We start from the raw sequence: 19,661 nt of genomic DNA, 5'->3' as shown, positions 1-19,661 counted from the left end.
AGGCTTGGTACGGGACGGCCCACATGCTGGACGCCCTGAGCGGCTGCCGGCGAGGGCTCCACGAGAGCTCCCGCCGGCCGGACGTCCCTTCCGGTGGTCAGCGCCTGGCGAAGGCCGCGGCGTCCGGATTGCGGCGCTTGAGCGCCCAGTAGGAGACACCGAGGATCGCGGCCCACAGCGGAGCACAGTAAAGCGACACCCGGGCGTCCTTGTCGATGCCCATGAGCACGATCACCATGAAGATGAACGCCAGCGCGAAGATGCTCGTGTACGGGGCGCCCGGCGCACGGAACTCGCTCTGCGGCAGCTCGCCCCGGTCGGCCTTCATCCGGTAGCGGATCTGGCAGACCAGGATGACGATCCAGGCCCACATGCCGGAGATGGTCGCGAAGGAGACGACGTAGTCGAACGCCTTGCCCGGCCACTGGTAGTTGATCCAGACGCCGACGAGCATCAGCGCGGCGGAGAACGTCGTGCCGACGAGCGGGGTGCCGCTCGGCGTCAGCTTGGTGAAGACCTTCGGGCCCTGGCTGTTGAGGGCCAGGTCGCGCAGCATGCGGCCGGTGGAGTACATGCCGGAGTTGCAGGAGGACAGCGCGGCCGTGAGGACGACGAAGTTCACGATGCCGGCGCCGACGGACAGGCCCATCTTCTGGAAGGCGGCCACGAAGGGGCTCACGCCCGGGTGGAACTCGGTCCACGGGACGACCGACAGGATCATGATCAGCGCGCCGACGTAGAAGACGGCGATGCGCCACGGCACGGTGTTGATCGCCTTCGGCAGGACCTTCTTCGGGTCCTTGGACTCGCCGGCGGTCACGCCGACCAGCTCGACGGCGAGGAAGGCGAACATGACCATCTGCAAGGTCATCAGGGTGTTGCCGACGCCGTGCGGGAAGAAGCCGCCGTCGCTCCACAGGTGGCTCACGGAGGCCGTCTTGCCCGCGTCGGAGAAGCCGACGGTGAGGATGCCGGCGCAGATCAGGATCATGCCGATGATCGCGGTGACCTTGACCATGGAGAACCAGAACTCCAGCTCGCCGAAGAGCTTCACGGAGATCAGGTTGGCAGCGTAGAGCACGATCGTGAAGATCAGTGCCGAGACCCACTGCGGGATGTCGAACCAGTACGTCATGTAGGCGGCCGCGGCCGTGACCTCGGTGATGCCGGTGACCACCCAGAACAGCCAGTACGTCCAGCCGGTGACGAAGCCCGCGAAGGGACCGATGAACTCGCGCGCGTACTCCGAGAACGAACCCGACACCGGGCGGTACATCAGCAGCTCGCCGAGCGCCCGCATGATCAGGAAGATGACGAGACCCGCCACCGCGTAGGCCAGGATCAGGCTGGGGCCGGCCTTGGAAATGCCCTTGCCCGCGCCGAGGAAGAGGCCGGTGCCGATGGCACCGCCGATGGCGATCATCTGGATCTGGCGGGCACCGAGCCCGCGCTGATACCCCTCGCCACCCTCGCCGTCGCCCACGGCCTCGTTGCCGTCGCGATGCTGGTCGACCTGCGCTGAGGTCATGTGTTGGTGCGCCTTTCTCCATGCCGACCCGGGCCTTGTCTCGGCCTCGGACCGGGTTTTCGATCCCCCCGGATTGATGGAGCTGAGCGGGCTCTTCGGGTCCGCTCGTGCCTGGCCGACGGTCGTCGGCTCGGTGGCGCACCCGGCCGGACATGGGTGGTCTCAGCCAGGCGGTCGTGAAGATTTATCACGGCCGCAACACTGACCACAGGAGCGCGTTGTGGCGCATCGCACAGGAAAAAGGGGACAAAGAACGACCGAATGCGGCAGAACCGGCCGTAATGGTGACGGGATCGTTATCCGGATTTGAGCGTCCGCTGAGCGAACACTCGTCTACCCGAATCAGGGCATAAGGGTGGTCACCAGGGTCTCCTGGAGCCCGCCCAGCCACAGATAGGCCATCACCATCGGCTTGCGCGGATCCTCGTCCGGGAGCCGGTAGAGCAGATCGGTGTCGTCCTCGTCGGTGATCTCCAGCCGGGCGCCGATCGCGAGCCGCAGGTCGTTCAGGGCGCCGAGCCACCGCCTGGACTCCTCCGGCACCAGCTTCAGCACCGCCGCGCCCTCGTCCACCGGGGCGAGCGCGTCGAGGGTGCGGATCACGGCGAGCGCGTTCTCCCGCTTGCCGGCCCTGAGGTCGTTCTCGGTGTAGCGGCGGAACTCGGCGGAGTGGGCCCGGCGCTCCTCGGCGTCGGCGGGCGAGTCAGGGGCCTTCTCCGGGTCGCTGTAGGCGTCCGGGAAGAGCCTTCTGAGCACCGGGTCGGCAGGCGGCTCGCTCGGGCCCTCGGCGAACAGCTCGGCGAGCGGGTCCCCGGGGGCGTCCGCGCCGGGTCCGGGCCCGATGAGCTCCAGGAGCTGGACGGCCAGCGACCGGATGATGGAGATCTCGACATCGTCGAGCGCGACGGCCGCGCCGCCGCCGGGAAGCGGTTCGAAGGTTCCGGGCATGGTCTTTTCGCTGCGTGGCGGTCGGCTGGCTACTTGCGGTCCTGCTGGAGGGTCGCCCACAGGCCGTAGCCGTGCATCGCCTGCACGTCACGCTCCATCTCCTCGCGGGTGCCGCTGGAGACGACCGCCCGGCCCTTGTGGTGGACGTCGAGCATGAGCTTGGTGGCCTTGTCCTTCGTGTAGCCGAAGTACGACTGGAAGACGTACGTCACATAGCTCATGAGGTTGACCGGGTCGTTGTGCACGATGGTGACCCAGGGGACGTCGGGTTCGGGTACGGCGAAGACCTCCTCCGCCGACTCGGTGCGTTCGATCTCTACGGGCGCGGGTGACGTCACATGGCCATGCTGCCACGCGCCCCACAAATCGTCACACTGACGCGAAGGGGTGTAGCATCCTCGCCATGAACACAGCGGACCTTGGGCTGCCGGTGGATGTTCCCTCGACGGCGCTCTTCACGGACCAGTACGAGCTGACCATGCTCCAGGCGGCACTGAAGGCCGGTACGGCCGAACGGCGGAGCGTGTTCGAGGTCTTCACCCGGCGGCTGCCGGAAGGGCGCCGCTACGGCGTGGTGGCGGGCACCGGACGGGTCCTGGACGCGGTGGAGAACTTCCGCTTCGACGCGGACGTCCTCGCCTTCCTGCGCGAGCGGAACATCGTCGACGAGGAGACCCTGGCCTGGCTCGCCGACTACCGCTTCAGCGGGGATGTCTGGGGCTACCCCGAGGGCGAGGTCTACTTCCCCGGCTCGCCGGTCATACGCGTCGAAGGCACCTTCGCCGAGTGCGTGCTGCTGGAGACGGTGATCCTCTCCATCCTCAACCACGACTCCGCGATCGCCGCGGCCGCCTCCCGGATGGCCTCAGCCGCCGGTGAGCGCCCGCTGATCGAGATGGGCGCCCGCCGCACCCACGAACTGGCGGCGGTGGCCGCGGCCCGCGCGGCGTACGTCGGCGGCTTCGCGACCACCTCCGACCTGGCGGCGGGCTTCCGCTACGGCATCCCGACGGTCGGCACCTCGGCCCACGCCTTCACGCTGCTGCACGACCACGAACGGGACGCCTTCCGCGCCCAGGTCGAGACCCTCGGCCGGGGCACCACGCTGCTCGTGGACACCTACGACGTCGCCGAGGCCGTCCGTACGGCGGTGGAGGTGGCCGGCCCCGAGCTGGGCGCGGTCCGCATCGACTCCGGCGACCTGCTGCTCGTCGCGCACCGGGTGCGCCAGCAGCTGGACGAGCTCGGCGCGGCCAACACCAAGATCGTGGTCACCTCCGACCTCGACGAGTACGCGATCGCCTCCCTGGCCGCCGCCCCCGTGGACGCCTACGGTGTCGGCACCCAGCTGGTCACCGGCTCCGGGCACCCGACCTGCTCCATGGTCTACAAGCTGGTCGCCCGCGCCGAGTCCGGCGACCCGAAGGCGCCGCTGGTGCCGGTCGCGAAGAAGTCCAGCGGGGGCAAGGCCTCCGTCGGGGGCCGCAAGTGGGCGGCGCGCCGGCTGGACGAGGACGGGGTCGCCGAGGCCGAGGTCGTCGGCACCGGGCCGGTCCCGACGGAGCTGGCGGACCGGCAGCTGCTGGTCGAGCTGATCAAGGGCGGGGACGTGGTCGCCCGGGAGCCGCTGGACGTGCCCCGGGACCGGCACATCGCCGCCCGCGCGAACCTCCCCCTGTCCGCGACTCAGCTGTCCCGCGGGGAACCCGTGCTTCCGACGGAGTACGTCACCGGGCCCTCGGGTAGCTAGGCCCTGTCGTCCGCCTCTCCCGCACGGGCTCGGAAGTCACTAGGCTCAGTTGATTAGCCGATAGTCGAAGGACACCATCATGCGTCGCGCCTTGATCGTCGTGGATGTGCAGAACGACTTCTGCGAAGGGGGCAGCCTCGCGGTGTCCGGCGGCGCCGACGTCGCCGCCGCCATCACGGAACTGATCGGCCAGGCGGCCGGCACCGGATACCGGCACGTGGTCGCCACCCGCGACTGCCACATCGCCCCCGGCGGCCACTTCGCCGACGACCCCGACTACGTCCGCTCCTGGCCCGCGCACTGTGTCGCGGGCACGGAGGGCGTCGGCTTCCACCCCAACTTCGCCCCGGCCGTCGCCTCCGGCGCGATCGACGCGGTCTTCGACAAGGGTGCCTACTCGGCGGCCTACAGCGGCTTCGAGGGCAAGGACGAGAACGACGTCTCCCTGGCCGACTGGCTCCACGACCGCCGCATCGACGAGGTCGACGTGGTCGGCATAGCCACCGACCACTGCGTACGCGCCACCGCCCTGGACGCCGTCCGCGAGGGCTTCCGCACGCAGGTCCTGCTGGACCTCACGACGGGGGTGGCGGCGGAGACGACGGAGCGGGCACTGGAGGAGCTGCGGGAGGCGGGAGTGGAGCTGACCGGTAAGCCGGTGGTGAGCGGCTAGGGCGTCATCCCTGGTGCACCACCGGAGGTCTTCGCAGCAGCGCCCGGATCGGATGCCACAGCTCGTTGACCATGACACCGTTGTCGGCCGGTGCCGTGCGCCATATCAGGCCGTCCGGGTGGTGCAGTACTGCCGTGATCTCGTCCGGGGTCGGCGGGGCCGCGTTGCCCCGGAGGTAGATCGCGCGGAGCCCCAGGTTGCGCAGCCTGGTCAGGGCGCGGGCGCGGTTCTGGGCGTGCACGAGCACCCGCACCCCGGCGGAGTCGTAGGGCAGGTTCAGCGCCACCACGACCCTGCCGTTCGGCAGCTTGCAGAAGCCTCCAGCGGCCATGCGGTCACATCCCCGTTCCGTTCGGTGTCAATAAGCGGTCCACAGGACGCACCTAAACACGATCGGCGGCAACCCGCCAAGGGTTTGCCGCCGATACGCTTCTGACCTGCACAAATGCTGGCTACTTCACCGCGGGGCCGACTTCCAGCTCGACCGTCGAGCCGTCCGTGGCCTGCCTGACGATCTCGATCTTGGTGTTGGTGTCAGTGACCTTCACCCCGCCGGTCGGGTTCGCCGGGTCGTAGTAGGCGCCGGCGTGGTCGTCGAAGACCGGCACCCCCTTCTGCGACTTGATCTTGGTCGCGACACCCGACTGGTGCAGCGTGATCGCGTCCGTCGGCTCCAGCGTGAACGGGGAGTCGTAGGCCTGCATCCGGTTGCGCATCAGCGTGCCGTCGGACCAGCGCAGCGCCTTCGGGTGGGCGTCGACCGGCAGGATCAGACCCGTGCCCGGGTGGGCGTTCGCGTTGGTGTTGTTGTCCGCCTGGGAGGTGTCCCACTTCCAGATCAGCAGACCGTTCTGGTACGGGTAGTGCTCCACCCAGTCGGGCCGCTCGGTCTTCAGGTAACCGAAGTTGTACGGGCCGACCTTGAGGGTCTTGTCGTACGAGACGTACTGGCGGTTCTCGGCGAGGTAGTACTGCTTGTAGTCCTTGGTGAAGGACGCGCCGATGCGGGAGAAGCCCGCGGCCGTCCAACCGGCGTCCGCCGACTCGGCGTTGTCGGAGAACAGCGCCGTACCGTCCCCCGTCACCGTGATCTCGTCCGCCGCGAAGCCCTTCTGGGCGACCCCGCCGTCGGTCTGGTAGCGGAAGCGGAGGTCGATCTTCTTGCCCGCGTAGGCGTCGAGCGAGTACGACAGCTTCCTGTAGCCGTCGGCCGTGCCGGTCAGGGCGGGCTTGCCGGAGCCGTCGCGCGGGATGGCCTTGCCGTCCACCGTGCCGTCCAGGGCCGTCCAGTTGGCGCCGCCGTCGGTCGACACCTCGGTGTAGAGGTAGTCGTAGCCGTTCTCGATGTCGTACCAGCCGTCGAGGGTGAGCGCGGCCGAGGTCCTGCCGGTCAGGTCGACGGAACGGGTCAGCGTGTTCTTGAGGTTGTCACCGCTGCCGCTCCACCACTGGGCGGTCCCCTGGGCCGGGGTGACGATCTCGGTCGTGACGGCCTTGTCGGGCAGCGAGACGACCAGTGCCTGGCGGTACTTGGTGTTGTACTCGGCGAGGCCCAGCTTGTGCCAGGAGGAGACGCCCGCCTTGGCGGTGTCGTAGTTCAGCCAACCCAGCTGGAGCTTGTCCCAGGCGTTGAGGTCGCCGGGCAGGTCGCCGATGGCCTCCTTGCCGGTGCCGAGCCAGGAGCCGGAGGACATGAGGGTCCAGAAGCCGGTGGAGTTGTCGCCGCCGTCGGTGTCGTACTCGTCCGGCAGGCCGAGGTCGTGGCCGTACTCGTGGGCGAAGACGCCGAGGCCGCCGTTCTCCGGCTGGATGGTGTAGTCGCCGACCCAGATGCCGGTGTCGCCGACCGGGGCGCCGCCGAGCTTGTTGCCGGCCGGGCCGGTCGCGCCCGCGTCGGTGCCGAAGGCGTACCAGCGGTGGGCCCAGATCGCGTCCTCGCCCTGGGCGCCGCCGCCCGCGGACTCGTCCTCACCGGCGTGCACGATCTGGAAGTGGTCGACGTAGCCGTCGGGCTCGTTGAAGTTGCCGTCGCCGTCGTAGTCGTAGCGGTCCCACTGGTCGTACTGGGCGAGGTCCTTCTTGATGTCGGCGTCGCTCTTGCCGGCCGCCTTCGCGTGCGCGACCCAGGCGTTCAGGCCGTCGCGGACGATGTTCCACACGCTGGAGCAGGTGTGGGAACCGCAGGCGTTGTTGCCGTAACGGGCCTCGTTGTAGGGGACCTTGACCCAGTCGGAGACCTCGCCGTCGACCGAGTAGCGGCCCGAGGACTGCTTCTCGTAGTACTTCTTCAGCGACTCGGTGGTCTTGCCGGTGCCGAAGTAGAGGTTCTGGAAGTGCTTCTGGTCGTAGTCCTGCTGCCAGGCCGTGGAGTTGTCCTTGGTGCGGTCCGGCGCGGCGATCTGGTTGTGCAGCGGGCCGGGCGTGCCGCCGGACTTGGGGTCGGTCTGGTCCCCGAACTCCACCAGGATGGTGAAGATCTTGTCGGTCTTCTCGCGGCTCAGCTCGACGTACTTGGAGTCGCCCTTCTTGCTCTTGAGCTGGACGACCTTGGAGCCGTTACGGTCCTGCGCCTTGGCCTTGCCCGCTATGAGCTGGTTCAGGGCCTCCTGGCGCTGGGCTCGCCGGGTCTTGCTGAGCGGGCCGTCGAGGTCGTGCGCCTCCTGCTTCACCGGGGCCGGGTCGTGCCGGTGGGCGGCGGCGGAGCGGGCCGGCTGGGTGGCTGCCTCCGCGGCGGCGAAGGTGGCGAACGTGGCGGACGCCGCCGCGAGAGTCACGCCGATCGCGGCCGCTCTGAACGTCCAGGATCTGCTGGTCACTTGAGTTCCTCCCCTGCGTCTGTTCGACGCATGTCAAGTGACGTCATTTGACTAGAGGTTTAGAAGAAAAGACAGATCTTGACTTGCTCAAGTCAAGTGCACTATGCCGAGCTGACGTTCGCTTTACGAATCTGCGAGCGGTCTATGCCACCACCCCATGACCCTGTGCGCCCCCCGTGCACCGGTAGCGTGGGTTAGGTCACGCTTACCAACCGTCCGGCTCGGGCATGCACGCGAAGAGAGTCGAACGGCACCCCCCGACCCACCGACGACCCCCGAAGCCTTCCGAGGACACGATTGCCATGCCTCGTCCGACTGCCGCACAGCTCGCCTACGGTTCCTGCACCGTGATCTTCTCGACGCTCGCCATGCTGCTGCTGTCCCAGACGAGTTCGGGCCTCGGGATCACCGTCATCGCCCTCGCCGCCCTGGCTCTGGGGCTGCTCGTCGCGATGACGGTGCCGCTGCCGAAGGCCCGCGCGGCCGTGGCACCGGCCGAGCCCGGCACGCCCGTCGAGCCCGCACCGCAGGAGGAGCCGGTCTCCCTCTGAGCGGTGCACACGCAAGCGGCGGACCCGTGCCCCTCCGGCACAGACCCGCCGCTCACGTGTGTACGGCGCCCGCTGTACGGCGCTCAGCCCGTGCTGACCACCACCGTCTTGGCCGCCTTGTCGTGCAGGCCCTGCTTGTACGGCTTGTCGAAGTAGCTCCAGCCGCCGCAGATCGCCGTCCAGATGCAGGCGCAGCAGAAGGCGAACGGCACCCACAGCACCAGGGAGCGGACCAGCAGGGTCTGTACGGAGGGGGTGGCGCCGTTGTCCAGGTTCGCCACCCGCATGTTGAACCACTTCTTGCCGAGGGTCTGGCCGTACTTGCTCATCATGAAGGTGTCGTACGCGATGTAGAGCACGGCCGCGATGATGGACTGGCCCGCGGACTTGCCGACCTCGACGTGGTCGCCGTTGACGTTGTACTCGCGCACCCCGAACGCCCAGGTGAGCAGCCAGACGACGATGCCGACGAGGATCATGTCGATGATCCGCGCGAGGGTGCGCCTGGCACTGTCGGCCAGCGGGGGCATGCCGGCCAGCGGGTCGGCGGGGTAGCCGCCGGCGCCGTAGGGGCCACCGCCGTACGGGCCGCCGCCGTAGGACGGGGGCTGCTGGCCGCCGTAAGGGGGTGGCTGCTGGCCCCCGCCCCACGGGGGTGGCTGCTGGGGCGGCTGCTCACCGCCGGGCGGCGGGGGCTGGGCGCCGCCCTGCGGGGTGTCGTACGGCGTGCCCGAGCTGCCCTGCCCCTGCTCGGACGGGGGCCGCTTCCTGAACGGGTCGTCCTCGGGGGGCTGCTCTCCGGAGCCGGGGGGCGGTTCGCTGCTCATGGCCCGAGTGGATCGCGAACGCCCCGGCTCCGCACCCGGCGCGCGGCCGTACGGAGTAGCCCCGTACTTCGTCAGCCGGCGACGAAGGTGTGGGCCGCCTTGTCGTGCCAGCACTGGTGCCAGGGCCGGTCGAACAGGCACCACAGCACGCCCACGATCCCGATCCCGAGCAGGCCGGGGATGCTGTAGACCAGCCAGCGGCGCAGCGCCGGGCCGAAGGTCGGGGGCTCGTGCGCCTCGATGTCCCGCACCTCCAGGCCGAACAGCCGCTTGCCCAGGGTGCGGCCCCACTTGGCGGTCGGCAGCACCTCGTAACCGACGCCGACGAGGAGGAGGACGGCGAGGACGATGCCGAGGCTGGTGGCGGTCGTGCCGTCGAGCAGCCAGACGGTGACCTCGCGGCCGGACAGCTTGGCCGCGTCGATCTTCTCCCGGATATGGTCGGCGGCCCGCAGACCGAGCGGCGCGGCGATGCCGGCCGTCACGAGGCCCACGATCAGGGTGTCGATCAGCCGGGCCGCGAGCCGCTTGCCGAGTCCGGCCGGCCGGGCGGCGGCCTGGCGGCGGGCGGCGGCCTGGAAGACGTCCTCCACCGGCGGCTTCCACGGCGCCACGGGCTGCTCGTCGCCACCGGCCAACTGGTGCACCTGCTGCGCCCAGGACGCCTGGCCACCGCCGGGGCCACTGGTCACCGGGGCGGCCGGGGCACCGGCCTGCGCGGGCACGGAGGGCGCCACGGCTGAGGGCGCGGACGGGGCGGGCTGAGCGGACTGGGCACCGAAGGGCGCGGAGGGCGCCGGTCCCGCCTGCCCAGCCGCGGCACGCTCGGCCGCGGCCTTACCGGCACCGAAACCGGGGCCCGCGGCGGGCGAGGGAACGGAAGAAGCACCGCCGGCCTGCGGATGCGGCGCCCCGACGGGCCCCTGCGGCCCAAAGCCACCCCCAGCACCCTGACCGGCCCCACCGGCACCGGCGCCAGAGGCCTGCGGCCCGAAGCCACCGCCGCCACCGGCCGCACCCGCCCCGGCCCCGGCCCCCTGCGGCCCGAAACCACCCGCAGCACCCTGACCGGCCCCACCGGCACCGGCGCCAGAGGCCTGCGAGGGGAAGCCCCCGGACGCGCCGCCGGAACCCGCCGCGCCGGCACCCTGGCCGGCCGCGCCGGGACCGAAGCCCGTATCCGGCCGGCTGGTCGCATCCGCCCCCGCACCAGAGGCCTGCGGGCCGGAGCCGGAACCCGGACCTGCTTGCGCGCCGGAGGCGGACGGGCGGGCCTGGCCCGGTACCGGGCGGAATGTCATCGTGCCGTCGTCCGTGACGGCCGCGGGGCCCGGGACCGGGCGGCGGAAGATGAATGTGCCGCCGTTGTCCGGGGCGTCGCCCTCCGCCGGCGGAGTCTCGGCACGGCCGCTCCGCTGAGCCGGTCCCGCCGCCGGGACCCTCGGGTCGTCGGCCCAGGGGGCCCGCCCGTCACCACCGGCGCCCGCCTGCCCGGCGTGCCGGCCACCCGACCCGCCCTGCCCCTGCGGTCCACCGGCACCGGCACCCGACTGCCCTGCCTGGCCGTCGGCGGACCAGCCACCCGGCTGGCCTCCGCCCTGCCCATCGGCGGACCAGCCACCCGACTGACCCGCACCCTGCCCATCGGCAGCCCAGGCGCCCGGCTGGCCGGTGCTCTGGCCGTCGGCAGGCCAGGCGACCCCCGCCTCCTGCCCGGAGGGCGACGGCTGGGGGTCCTCGTCGAAGAAGTGGGGGCCCGTCTCCTCCACCGCCGAGGGCGCCGGAGTCGCCGGGGCCGCCGGGCGGATGCCGGGGGGCGGGACGAGCGGTTCGCCGTCCTTCGGCGCCGGGCGGCTGGTGCCGGGCACCCAGGAGGCGCCGTTCCAGTACCGGACGTAGCCGGGGATGGACGGGTCCGGGTAGTAGCCCTCGCGGGGCCTGTCGTCACCTGGGGCCGGGGTTGGGGCGCTCATGTCCGTCGTCCCGTATCTGCTCGGGGGTGGGATGGGGGCCTCCACATCTATCAGACCCGGGCAGCACTCAGCGCCAGTCCTGCCGGACCGACCTCTTTCCGGGCAACGCCGTGCCCGGCTCTCACAGGTCCCCGAAAAAAATTTCCCAGAACCCGCGTAATGGCCCGGCACCTGCCCTCTCTCCCCTGGTGCGGGCCCGTTCCGAGCGGCCCCGGAGAGAGAAAGGCAACGCCATGCATCACACCGTGGTGGAGCGGGAGCTGGAGCTGAGGCTCATCCTGTCGCCCGAGCGCAGCATCCCGGTCCCGGCCCGGCTCGGCTACCGCTGCGACGACCCCTACGCCGTCCACATCGCCTTCCACATCAACTCGGACTCCCCCGTCAACTGGACGTTCGCCCGTGACCTGCTGGTGGAGGGCGTGTTCCGGCCGTGCGGGCAGGGGGACGTGCGGGTGTGGCCGACGAAGGCCGACGGGCGCAGCGTCGTACTGATCGCGCTCAGCTCGCCGGACGGCGACGCGCTGCTGGAGGCGCCCGTCCCGCAGGTGTCGGCCTGGCTGGAGCGGACGCTGATGGCGGTGCCGCCGGGCACGGAGGGCGCGCAGCTGGGCATCGACGACGCCCTCGACCAGTTGCTCGCTCAGTGAGCCGTCACGCACAGCTCAGTGAGCCGTCACACAAAGGAGGCAAAGGGGTCAGAACAGCTTGCCCGGGTTGAGGATGCCCAGCGGGTCGAAGGCCTGCTTCACCGCGCGCTGCATCTCCACCCCGACCGGGCCGATCTCCCGGGCCAGCCACTCCTTCTTCAGTACGCCGACGCCGTGTTCGCCGGTGATGGTGCCGCCCAGCTCAAGACCGAGGGCCATGATCTCGTCGAAGGACTCACGGGCCCGCCGGGACTCGTCCGCGTCCTGCGCGTCGAAGCAGACCGTGGGGTGCGTGTTGCCGTCGCCGGCGTGGGCGCAGACGCCGATGGTCAGGTCGTACGTGGCGGCGATGCGCTCGACGCCCTCCAGCATCGCGCCGAGCCTGGAGCGGGGCACGCACACGTCGTCGATCATGGTCGTGCCCTTGACCGCCTCCAGCGCGGTCAGCGAGAGCCGCCGGGCCTTCAGCAGCATCTCGGACTCGGCCGCGTCTTCCGCCGGGACGACCTGGGTGGCGCCGGCGGCCTCGCACAGCGCGCCGACGGCGGCGAGGTCGGCGGCGGGGTCCGGGGTGTCGAAGGCGGCCAGCAGCAGCGCCTCGGTGGTCTCCGGCAGGCCCATGTGGGCGAGATCGTTGACGGCCTTGACGGTCGTCCGGTCCATCAGTTCGAGGAGGGACGGGACGTGCCCGCCCTCCATGATCCGGCAGACGGCCTCGCAGGCGGCCGCCGCGGAGGGGAACTCGGCGGCCAGCACCAGCTGCTGCGGCGGCTTGGGCTTCAGGGCGAGGACGGCCCGTACGACGATGCCGAGGGAGCCCTCGGAGCCGACGAAGAGCCGGGTGAGGTCGTAGCCCGCGACCCCCTTCGCCGTACGGCGGCCGGTGGACATCAGGCGGCCGTCGGCCAGCACCACGTCCAGGCCGAGCACGTACTCGGCCGTGACCCCGTACTTCACGCAGCACAGGCCGCCGGACCCGGTGCCGATGTTGCCGCCGATGGTGCACATCTCCCAGCTGGACGGGTCCGGCGGGTAGTACAGGCCGCGTTCCTCGACCGCGCGGGACAGGGTCGCGTTGATCACGCCCGGTTCGACCACGGCGATCCGGTCGACGGGGCTGATCTCCAGGATGCGGTCCATCTTGGTCAGGGAGAGCACGACGCAGCCGTCGGTGGCGTTGGCGGCGCCGGACAGGCCGGAGCGGGCGCCCTGCGGGACGACCGGGACGCGCAGTTCGGTCGCGGTGCGCATGACGTGCTGGACCTGCTCGACCGTGCGCGGCAGCACGACGACGGCGGGGGCGCCGGCCGGGCAGAAGCTCGCCATGTCGTTGGCGTAGGACGCGGTGACGTCGGGGTCGGTCAGGACGGCCTCGGCGGGCAGGCCGGCCAGGAGCCGGTCGGTGAGACTGCTCGTCTCTTCGGTGCTTTCGGAGCGGGGCGCTTCGATACGGCTCATGATCACAGCGTGACACTCACGGCCACCCGTGTGAACCCCGAGCACCCCACCCTGCGGGCGCCGGGCGGCGTACCCGACGAGCCGCCGCCCGGCTGAGCTCTCGCGGACCTACAGGTTGCCCCGCTTGGCCTGCTCGCGCTCGATGGCCTCGAACAGGGCCTTGAAATTGCCCTTGCCGAAGCCCATCGAGCCGTGCCGCTCGATGATCTCGAAGAACACCGTCGGACGGTCCTGGACCGGCTTGGTGAAGATCTGCAGCAGGTAGCCGTCCTCGTCGCGGTCGGCGAGGATCTTCAGCTCGCGCAGGGTCTCGATCGGCACGCGGGTGTCGCCGACCCACTCGCCGAGGGTGTCGTAGTAGGAGTCGGGGGTGTCGAGGAACTCGACGCCGGCCGCGCGCATGGTGCGGACCGTCTGCACGATGTCGCCCGTGTTCAGCGCGATGTGCTGGACACCGGCGCCGCCGTAGAACTCCAGGTACTCGTCGATCTGGGACTTCTTCTTGGCGATCGCGGGCTCGTTGATCGGGAACTTCACCTTCAGGGTGCCGTCCGCGACGACCTTCGACATCAGCGCGCTGTACTCGGTGGCGATGTCGTCGCCCACGAACTCCTTCATGTTCGTGAAGCCCATGACCTTGTTGTAGAAGGCCACCCACTCGTTCATCCGGCCGAGTTCGACGTTGCCGACGCAGTGGTCGATGGCCTGGAAGGTGCGCTGGGCCGGGGGCTCGACCATCGGCTCGGCCGCCAGGTAACCGGGCAGGTAGGGGCCGTCGTAGCCGGAGCGGTCGACCAGGGTGTGGCGGGTCTCGCCGTAGGTGGCGATCGCGGCGAGGACGACGGTGCCGTGCTCGTCCTTCACCTCGTACGGCTCGGCGACGCTCCGCGCGCCGTGCTCGATCGCGTAGGCGTACGCGGCGCGGGCGTCCGGGACCTCGATGGCCAGGTCGATGACGCCGTCGCCGTGCTCGGCCACGTGCCGGGCGAGGAAGCGGCCCCAGTCGGTGCTCGCCTTGATCACCGAGGTGAACACGAAGCGGGCGGATCCGTTCTCCAGCACGTAACTGGCGGTCTCGCGGCTGCCGTTCTCCGGTCCGGAGTAGGCGACCAGCTGCATGCCGAAGGCGGTGGAGTAGTAGTGCGCCGCCTGCTTGGCGTTGCCCACGGCGAAGACGACCGCGTCCATTCCCTTGACCGGGAAGGGGTCGGCCTGCCGGGCGGTGTCGGGAGTGTGATGTGTGGTCTGCGTCATAGCCGAAGGGTGGCCCAGCCCTGCAAGGTGCGCAATAGTTTCCGTATTCGCTGGGCAATCTGTTCAGCGGTACGGCGGTTTCAGCGGACTTTCTGTACAGGATGACCACCCCTGGAGGGGCCGTGGCGATCGATCATCTGGACGGGCGGATCATCGCGCTCCTCGCCCGGGAACCGCGCATCGGGGTGCTGGAGATGTCCCGGCGGCTCGGGGTGGCGCGCGGGACCGTGCAGGCGCGGCTGGACCGGCTTCAGTCGAACGGAGTCATCCGCGGATTCGGTCCGCAGGTGGATCCGGCTGCCCTCGGATATCCGGTGACGGCCTTCGCCACGCTGCAGATCCGGCAGGGCCAGGGCCCCGATGTCCGGGCCCACTTGGCAGGCGTGCCGGAGGTGCTGGAGCTGCTGACCACGACCGGCAGCGGGGACATGCTGTGCCGGCTGGTGGCCCGCTCGAACGCCGATCTCCAGCGGGTGATCGACCGGGTCGTCGGTTTTGACGGCATCGTCCGGGCCTCCACGGCGATCGTCATGGAGAACCCCGTTCCGCTGCGGATCATCCCGCTGGTGGAGCAGGCCGCCCGGGACAGCGAAGGAACGTGATCGGTCTGCCCGCAGGAGACCGCCCGCAGGAGAGTTGATGCAAAGAGAGTGTTGCAAAGGACCCTTTGCATAGCTATCTTTGTACGCATGACGGAGCACGAGCCACTTCAACCACGCGTCCTGGACGCCCGCTCACTGCGCGGGCTCGCGCACCCGCTGCGGATGGAACTGCTGAACGCGCTGCGCCGCGGCGGTCCGGCCACCGCGTCCCAACTGGCCGCGAAACTGGGCGAGTCCAGCGGGGCCACCAGCTACCACCTGCGCCAGCTCGCCGCGCACGGCTTCGTCGAGGACGCGCCGGAGCACGGCAAGGGCAGGGAGCGCTGGTGGCGGGCGGCCGATCAGGGACTGGTCTTCGACAGCGACCAGTTCCAGGACGCCGACCCTGAGGTGCGCGGCGCGATGGACACGTTCCTGCACGAGGTCGCCAACGCCCACACACGCGAGCTGTCGACCTGGCTGGCCACCCGGAACGAGTGGTCACACGCCTGGGCCCGCTCGACCGACATGAGCGACATGACGCTGCGGCTGACGCCCGACCTGGCGCGTGAGCTGAAAGGCAGGGTGCACGACCTGATCGACGAGTACCGGGACCGGGACCCCGGCACGGACACCCCCGACTCCGAGCAGGTACGCATCCACACGCACCTCTTCCCCATCAAGACGGATTGAGAGGCACGACATGCACACGCACGCCCAGCTCGCCCAGCTCCATGCGGCCGACCTGCACGACCAGGCCGAGCGCCACCGGCTCGCCGCCGCGGTGAAGCCCCCGGTCGAACTGCGCACCCGGCTCGGCTGGACCCTCGTGGAGGTGGGCCTGCGCCTGGCCTCCACGCCCAGGCCCACCCCGGCGCTGGTCTAGCAGCTCGGGACCGAGCCCTTCCCCTTCTCCAGCATCGTCAGGGAGTCCACGGCCCCCTTGAGTGTGGTGACCGGAACCAGTCGCAGCCCCTTGGGAAGGTCCGCCTTGGCGTCGGCGCACTCGGCCTTCGGCACCAGGAAGACGGTGGCCCCGTCCCGGCGGGCGGCCTGTGTCTTCAGGGCCACCCCGCCGACCGCGCCGACCGCGCCGACGGCGTCGATCGTGCCCGTACCGGCGATCGTACGGCCGCCCGTGAGGTCGCCGCCGCTGCCGTCGCCGTCCAGCTTGTCGATGATCCCCAGCGTGAACAGCAGACCCGCGCTCGGCCCGCCCACGTCAGCGAGCTTCAGCGAGACCTTGACCTTGCCGGCGCTCAGCCCGAGGTACTTCAGCGCCGCCTGCGTCGCCGCGTCCTGCGACTGCTGCATCTGCGCCGCGTTGTGCTGCTCGATCTCCTTGACCGTGTCGCCGCTCGGGTAGACGGCGTCGCGTGGCATCACGGCCCGGTCGGTGCGGAACCAGTTGTCGACCACGTCGGTGAGCGAGACCCGGGCGTCCGGACCGGTCGCCTCGATGGTGACCATCCGCAGCTGCCCGCTGGTGCTGCGCACCGGCGCACCGGAGACGGAGATCACCTGGGTGCCCTTGTTCGCGCCGAGCACGTTCGCCGTCATCCCGGGCTGGGCCACCGAGAACGGCAGCGGCGCGAGAGCCGCCGTGGCGAGCAGGGCCACGACGGGCAGCGCGCAGACGGCGACGGCCTGGGGACGTGTGAGACGTGAGAGCACGGGATCAATCTAACGTGACCAGCAGTGGTGGCTCAGGCCGCGTACAGGTCCCGTCGCCCCAGGGTGAAGCGGCGCAGGGCCTCCGGAAGGGGCTCGATGCCGATACCGGGGGCGGTCGGGACCGGCAGATGGCCGTCCTGAAGGACGAACGGCTCGGTGATGTCCTCGGCGAAGTAGCGGGCGGACGCGGAGGTGTCCCCGGGCAGCGTGCAGCCGGGGAGGGCGGCCAGGGCGAGGTTGGGGGCGCGGCCGATGCCCGTCTCCAGCATGCCGCCGCACCACACCGGGACCCCGTGCGCGTGCGCCACGTCGTGGACCCGGCGGGCCTCCAGATAGCCGCCGACCCGGGCGGGTTTGACGTTCACCACCCGGCAGGCGTCCATCGCGATGGCGGCGGCGGTGTCGGAGGCGTGGTGCAGGGACTCGTCCAGGCAGACAGGGGTGCGCAGGCGCTGCTGCAGCTGGGCGTGGGCGTGCAGGTTGTTCTCCTCCAGCGGCTCCTCGATCAGCAGCAGCCCGAAGTCGTCGAGGCGCCGCAGATGCTCGGCGTCCGCCAGGGTGTACGCGGTGTTGGCGTCCACCTGGAGGGGCAGGGCGTCGCCGAAGCGGTCGCGGACCGCCCGCACCGGTTCCACGTCCCAGCCGGGTTCGATCTTCAGCTTGATACGGACGTACCCCTCGGCGAGGTAGCGCTCGACGTCGTCCAGCAGTTCCGGCACGGAGTTCTTGATGCCGACCGACACCCCGGCGGGCACCCGGTCCCGTACCGCGCCCAGATAGACCGCCAGCGGCATGCCGTACGTGCGCAGCTCGGCGTCCAGCAGCGCCGTCTCCAGGGCCGCCTTCGCCAGCTCGTGGCCCTTGATCTTCGCCACGGCCGGGGCGACGGCGGCGGCCGTGACCTCCCCGAGCGCCCCGACGCGCGGGATCAGGAAGTCGCGCAGCACGATCTCGGCACCGGCGACGAACTCCGAGCAGTACAGCGGCTCGGGGTCGGCGGCGAACTCCGACCAGCCCTCGGCGGAGTCGGTGACGACGTGCAGGAGGAAGGTGTCCTTCGTCGTCATGGTCCCGAAGGACGTACGGAAGGGGGTGACCAGCGGGATCGCGACGTGCACGATCTCGACGCGCTCCAGCTTCACGCGGCCCCCTCCGCCCGGGCCAGCGTGTACCAGCCGTCGCGGGACATCCCGGTGGCCCGGAAGCCCTCCGCGAAGGCCGTCAGCAGCACCTCGCGCACCGCGTGCCGCCAGCGCAGCGCCAGCGCCGGGTCGGCGGCGCGCAGCTTGACGACGTCCTCCGGCACCCGGCACCAGATGTGCCGCTCGTCGCGGCGGGCGAGGGGGTCGCCGTCGGGGGCGGTGGCGACGACCGGTCCCCGGGGTGCGCCGTCGTACGGCGCCGGTGGCGCGCCCAGTTCCCAGGTCACCGTCAGCCGGTCGCTCTCGTCGCCGTCGTTCACGCCGTCGGTCATCGGGCCGTAGAAGTCGACCAGGTACTCCGTGCCGGTGGCGCCCAGCTTGACCAGGTTGAAGCGGGCGTTGCGGCCGACCAGCGGATCGAAGGTCCAGCGCATGGTGCGGGCGCCCAGGCCGAGGGCCCAGTCGCGCTGGGCCAGCTTCACGGCGTGCCCGAGCCCCTGGTCGGCGGCTGCCACCAGCGAGTACGTGCCGCGGTCGGCACCGAGGACGGCGACGGACGCGCCGGCCAGCCGCTGCCCGTCGTACGCGGCGTGCACCGCGCCGCCGGCGTGCACCAGGCTGTGCAGGACCTCGGCCGGGTAGGGCGGGGCGGTGCGGGGCGTCTGCCAGACGTCGCTGAAGTAGTCGGCCACGGCCGCGAGGGAGGCGACGTCCTGGACGGTACGGATGGTGACTCCTGCTGTCATGGCACGAGTCTCGGAAAAGCCGGCCCGGCGTGTGTTGTGCGAGCGGCCAACGCGCGCGTACGTTCGTTTCATCATCCGCCAACAGCCCGCTGGGAACCCCTCATGGACGCCTGCACCCTCGGTGACCTCCTGGACGTCGTCGGCGGCCCCGCCCTGCGCCTGCACACGGCCCCCGCCGGGCAGGCCGTCCCGGTGACCGAGGCGGTGCTCCACGACGGCCGGGCCCCGCTCCCCCGGCAGCCCGGCGCGCTGCTGCTCGCGGTGGGCGTGCCGGCGGCGGAGTCCGGGCCGCTGCTGCGGGCGGCGGCCCGGGCCGGGCTGACCGGGGTGGTGGTGCGCGGCGCGGACGGCCCGGTCGCGGAGGCGGAGGAGCACGGCGTGGCCCTGCTGTCGGTCGCCGAGGACGCGGCCTGGCACCAGGTCCATCTGCTGCTGGCCTCGGCCATCGCCGCCCAGCCCGCCGCGGTGCCCTCCGACACCGGGCTCGGGGACCTGTTCGCGCTGGCCGACGCGATCGCGACGGCGACCGGCGGGGCGACGGCCATCGAGGACCCCCGGCAGCGGATCCTGGCCTACTCCACCGTCCCCGGCCAGCCGGTGGACGAGGACCGCCGGCAGGGCATCCTCGGCCGGCAGGTGCCGGCCAGCGCGGAGAACACCGAGCAGTACCGCCGGCTGTTCGCCGCCGACCGCCCGCTGCGCCTGCCCGCGCTCGCGGACGGGGACCTGCCCCGGCTCGCGATGCCGGTGCGGGCCGGCGGGGAGACGCTCGGCTCGGTGTGGGTGATCGACGGCGGCTCGCTCGCCCCGGACGCCGAGGACACCCTTGCCCAGGGCGCCTCCACCGCGGCCCTGCTCCTGCTGCGGGCGCGCGCCGCCCGGGAACTGGCCCGGCACCGGGGCAGCGAGCTGCTGCGCCGTCTGCTGGACGGCACGGCGGCGGACCCGCCGACGGCCGCGGAACGCCTGGGCCTGGCCGGGCCCGCCCAGGTGGCGGCCTTCGTGCTGGACTCGGCCGCGAGCGTCCCGGACGCCGAGCGCACCGCCCTGCGGCTGCTGGACGTCGTACGGCTGCAGTGCGAGGCCCGCTACG

At 71.1% G+C, this 19,661-nt stretch carries 19 protein-coding genes and 1 pseudogene; 8 read left to right on the top strand and 12 right to left on the bottom strand.

Features of this window, described 5'->3' with window-relative positions:
* Positions 1–97: 97 nt before the first annotated feature.
* The 3 genes from LE548_RS09470 to clpS all read right to left on the bottom strand — a co-directional run bounded on the left by LE548_RS09470 (position 98) and on the right by clpS (position 2,814).
* Positions 98–1,528, bottom strand: coding sequence for an amino acid permease (locus LE548_RS09470; RefSeq protein ID WP_225096224.1), 1,431 nt, complete (start codon positions 1,526–1,528; stop codon positions 98–100).
* Between the two features lie 342 nt (positions 1,529–1,870).
* Positions 1,871–2,476, bottom strand: coding sequence for a DUF2017 domain-containing protein (locus LE548_RS09465; protein WP_225096223.1), 606 nt, complete (start codon positions 2,474–2,476; stop codon positions 1,871–1,873).
* A gap of 29 nt (positions 2,477–2,505) precedes the next feature.
* Positions 2,506–2,814 carry an ATP-dependent Clp protease adapter ClpS gene (gene clpS, locus LE548_RS09460; RefSeq protein ID WP_225096222.1) on the bottom strand — a complete coding sequence of 103 codons (309 nt, stop codon included), beginning with the start codon at positions 2,812–2,814 and terminating at the stop codon, positions 2,506–2,508.
* A 65-nt stretch (positions 2,815–2,879) separates the two neighbouring features.
* Between clpS and LE548_RS09455 the strand changes: the two genes are divergently transcribed.
* Positions 2,880–4,226, top strand: a complete 1,347-nt coding sequence (locus LE548_RS09455) for a nicotinate phosphoribosyltransferase (protein WP_225096221.1) — start codon at positions 2,880–2,882, stop codon at positions 4,224–4,226.
* A gap of 79 nt (positions 4,227–4,305) precedes the next feature.
* Entirely contained in the window at positions 4,306–4,899 is a 594-nt protein-coding gene (locus LE548_RS09450; protein WP_225096220.1) for a nicotinamidase, read from the top strand.
* Positions 4,900–4,903: 4 nt separating this feature from the next.
* On the opposite strand, the gene LE548_RS09445 is transcribed toward LE548_RS09450, so the two are convergent.
* On the bottom strand, positions 4,904–5,230 hold the full coding sequence (locus LE548_RS09445) for a hypothetical protein (RefSeq protein WP_225096219.1): 327 nt from the start codon (positions 5,228–5,230) through the stop codon (positions 4,904–4,906).
* A 121-nt stretch (positions 5,231–5,351) separates the two neighbouring features.
* Complete coding sequence (locus LE548_RS09440) at positions 5,352–7,715, bottom strand: immune inhibitor A domain-containing protein (protein WP_225096218.1); 2,364 nt, start codon at positions 7,713–7,715, stop codon at positions 5,352–5,354.
* Between the two features lie 302 nt (positions 7,716–8,017).
* On the opposite strand from LE548_RS09440, the gene LE548_RS09435 reads away from it, so the two are divergent.
* On the top strand, positions 8,018–8,266 hold the full coding sequence (locus LE548_RS09435; RefSeq protein WP_225096217.1) for a hypothetical protein: 249 nt from the start codon (positions 8,018–8,020) through the stop codon (positions 8,264–8,266).
* A gap of 83 nt (positions 8,267–8,349) precedes the next feature.
* Here the strand turns inward: LE548_RS09435 and LE548_RS09430 are convergent, their stop codons facing one another.
* Positions 8,350–9,093, bottom strand: a complete 744-nt coding sequence (locus LE548_RS09430) for an RDD family protein (protein WP_225096216.1) — start codon at positions 9,091–9,093, stop codon at positions 8,350–8,352.
* 71 nt (positions 9,094–9,164) lie between these two features.
* On the bottom strand, positions 9,165–11,066 hold the full coding sequence (locus LE548_RS09425) for an RDD family protein (RefSeq protein WP_225096215.1): 1,902 nt from the start codon (positions 11,064–11,066) through the stop codon (positions 9,165–9,167).
* Between the two features lie 233 nt (positions 11,067–11,299).
* Here LE548_RS09425 and LE548_RS09420 point away from each other — a divergent pair, with 233 nt between their 5' ends.
* Complete coding sequence (locus tag LE548_RS09420; protein WP_225096214.1) at positions 11,300–11,713, top strand: SsgA family sporulation/cell division regulator; 414 nt, start codon at positions 11,300–11,302, stop codon at positions 11,711–11,713.
* Between the two features lie 48 nt (positions 11,714–11,761).
* Here LE548_RS09420 and LE548_RS09415 read toward each other — a convergent pair whose 3' ends face one another.
* Positions 11,762–13,177 (bottom strand): FAD-binding oxidoreductase, encoded by a 1,416-nt coding sequence (locus tag LE548_RS09415; protein ID WP_374116045.1) that lies wholly within the window; start codon positions 13,175–13,177, stop codon positions 11,762–11,764.
* Positions 13,178–13,279: 102 nt separating this feature from the next.
* Positions 13,280–14,425, bottom strand: a complete 1,146-nt coding sequence (gene hppD / locus LE548_RS09410) for a 4-hydroxyphenylpyruvate dioxygenase (RefSeq protein WP_225096212.1) — start codon at positions 14,423–14,425, stop codon at positions 13,280–13,282.
* Positions 14,426–14,526: 101 nt separating this feature from the next.
* Between hppD and LE548_RS09405 the strand changes: the two genes are divergently transcribed.
* The 3 genes from LE548_RS09405 to LE548_RS09395 all read left to right on the top strand — a co-directional run bounded on the left by LE548_RS09405 (position 14,527) and on the right by LE548_RS09395 (position 15,892).
* Entirely contained in the window at positions 14,527–15,027 is a 501-nt protein-coding gene (locus LE548_RS09405) for an Lrp/AsnC family transcriptional regulator (protein ID WP_225096211.1), read from the top strand.
* An 87-nt stretch (positions 15,028–15,114) separates the two neighbouring features.
* Positions 15,115–15,699: a transcriptional regulator gene (locus LE548_RS09400; RefSeq protein WP_225096210.1), complete on the top strand. Its 585-nt coding sequence runs from the start codon at positions 15,115–15,117 to the stop codon at positions 15,697–15,699.
* A gap of 10 nt (positions 15,700–15,709) precedes the next feature.
* Positions 15,710–15,892 (top strand): hypothetical protein, encoded by a 183-nt coding sequence (locus tag LE548_RS09395; RefSeq protein ID WP_225096209.1) that lies wholly within the window; start codon positions 15,710–15,712, stop codon positions 15,890–15,892.
* Here LE548_RS09395 and LE548_RS09390 read toward each other — a convergent pair.
* The 3 genes from LE548_RS09390 to LE548_RS09380 are packed head-to-tail and all read right to left on the bottom strand — an operon-like array spanning position 15,889 to position 18,568.
* Positions 15,889–16,680 (bottom strand): S16 family serine protease, encoded by a 792-nt coding sequence (locus tag LE548_RS09390; RefSeq protein WP_225096208.1) that lies wholly within the window; start codon positions 16,678–16,680, stop codon positions 15,889–15,891. The two genes, LE548_RS09395 and LE548_RS09390, sit on opposite strands and share 4 nt — an antisense overlap.
* A gap of 32 nt (positions 16,681–16,712) precedes the next feature.
* A complete protein-coding gene (menC, locus tag LE548_RS09385) occupies positions 16,713–17,822 on the bottom strand; it encodes an o-succinylbenzoate synthase (protein WP_225096207.1) in 1,110 nt (369 codons plus the stop codon).
* A complete protein-coding gene (locus LE548_RS09380; protein WP_225096206.1) occupies positions 17,819–18,568 on the bottom strand; it encodes a chorismate synthase in 750 nt (249 codons plus the stop codon). The genes menC and LE548_RS09380 overlap by 4 nt, the downstream gene beginning before the upstream one ends.
* Positions 18,569–18,670: 102 nt before the next feature.
* Here LE548_RS09380 and LE548_RS09375 point away from each other — a divergent pair.
* A pseudogene (locus LE548_RS09375) lies at positions 18,671–19,661 on the top strand (PucR family transcriptional regulator); the annotation flags it as partial.

Source organism: Streptomyces sp. CoH27 (assembly GCF_020181035.1).
Lineage (GTDB): Bacteria > Actinomycetota > Actinomycetes > Streptomycetales > Streptomycetaceae > Streptomyces > Streptomyces camelliae.
The sequence above is the reverse complement of the archived record's forward strand: the minus strand, read 5'-3'. Positions and strand labels throughout refer to the sequence as shown.

Bases quoted from the DNA above. Each gene is read 5' to 3' on its own strand.
- LE548_RS09420 (WP_225096214.1), top strand. From the start codon at position 11,300: ATGCATCACACCGTGGTGGAGCGGGAGCTGGAGCTGAGGCTCATCCTG.
- LE548_RS09395 (WP_225096209.1), top strand. From the start codon at position 15,710: ATGCACACGCACGCCCAGCTCGCCCAGCTCCATGCGGCCGACCTGCAC.
- LE548_RS09445 (WP_225096219.1), bottom strand. From the start codon at position 5,230: ATGGCCGCTGGAGGCTTCTGCAAGCTGCCGAACGGCAGGGTCGTGGTG.
- LE548_RS09470 (WP_225096224.1), bottom strand. From the start codon at position 1,528: ATGACCTCAGCGCAGGTCGACCAGCATCGCGACGGCAACGAGGCCGTG.
- LE548_RS09435 (WP_225096217.1), top strand. From the start codon at position 8,018: ATGCCTCGTCCGACTGCCGCACAGCTCGCCTACGGTTCCTGCACCGTG.
- LE548_RS09430 (WP_225096216.1), bottom strand. From the start codon at position 9,093: ATGAGCAGCGAACCGCCCCCCGGCTCCGGAGAGCAGCCCCCCGAGGAC.
- LE548_RS09425 (WP_225096215.1), bottom strand. From the start codon at position 11,066: ATGAGCGCCCCAACCCCGGCCCCAGGTGACGACAGGCCCCGCGAGGGC.
- LE548_RS09450 (WP_225096220.1), top strand. From the start codon at position 4,306: ATGCGTCGCGCCTTGATCGTCGTGGATGTGCAGAACGACTTCTGCGAA.
- LE548_RS09380 (WP_225096206.1), bottom strand. From the start codon at position 18,568: ATGACAGCAGGAGTCACCATCCGTACCGTCCAGGACGTCGCCTCCCTC.
- LE548_RS09455 (WP_225096221.1), top strand. From the start codon at position 2,880: ATGAACACAGCGGACCTTGGGCTGCCGGTGGATGTTCCCTCGACGGCG.
- LE548_RS09400 (WP_225096210.1), top strand. From the start codon at position 15,115: ATGACGGAGCACGAGCCACTTCAACCACGCGTCCTGGACGCCCGCTCA.
- LE548_RS09405 (WP_225096211.1), top strand. From the start codon at position 14,527: ATGACCACCCCTGGAGGGGCCGTGGCGATCGATCATCTGGACGGGCGG.
- hppD (WP_225096212.1), bottom strand. From the start codon at position 14,425: ATGACGCAGACCACACATCACACTCCCGACACCGCCCGGCAGGCCGAC.
- LE548_RS09465 (WP_225096223.1), bottom strand. From the start codon at position 2,476: ATGCCCGGAACCTTCGAACCGCTTCCCGGCGGCGGCGCGGCCGTCGCG.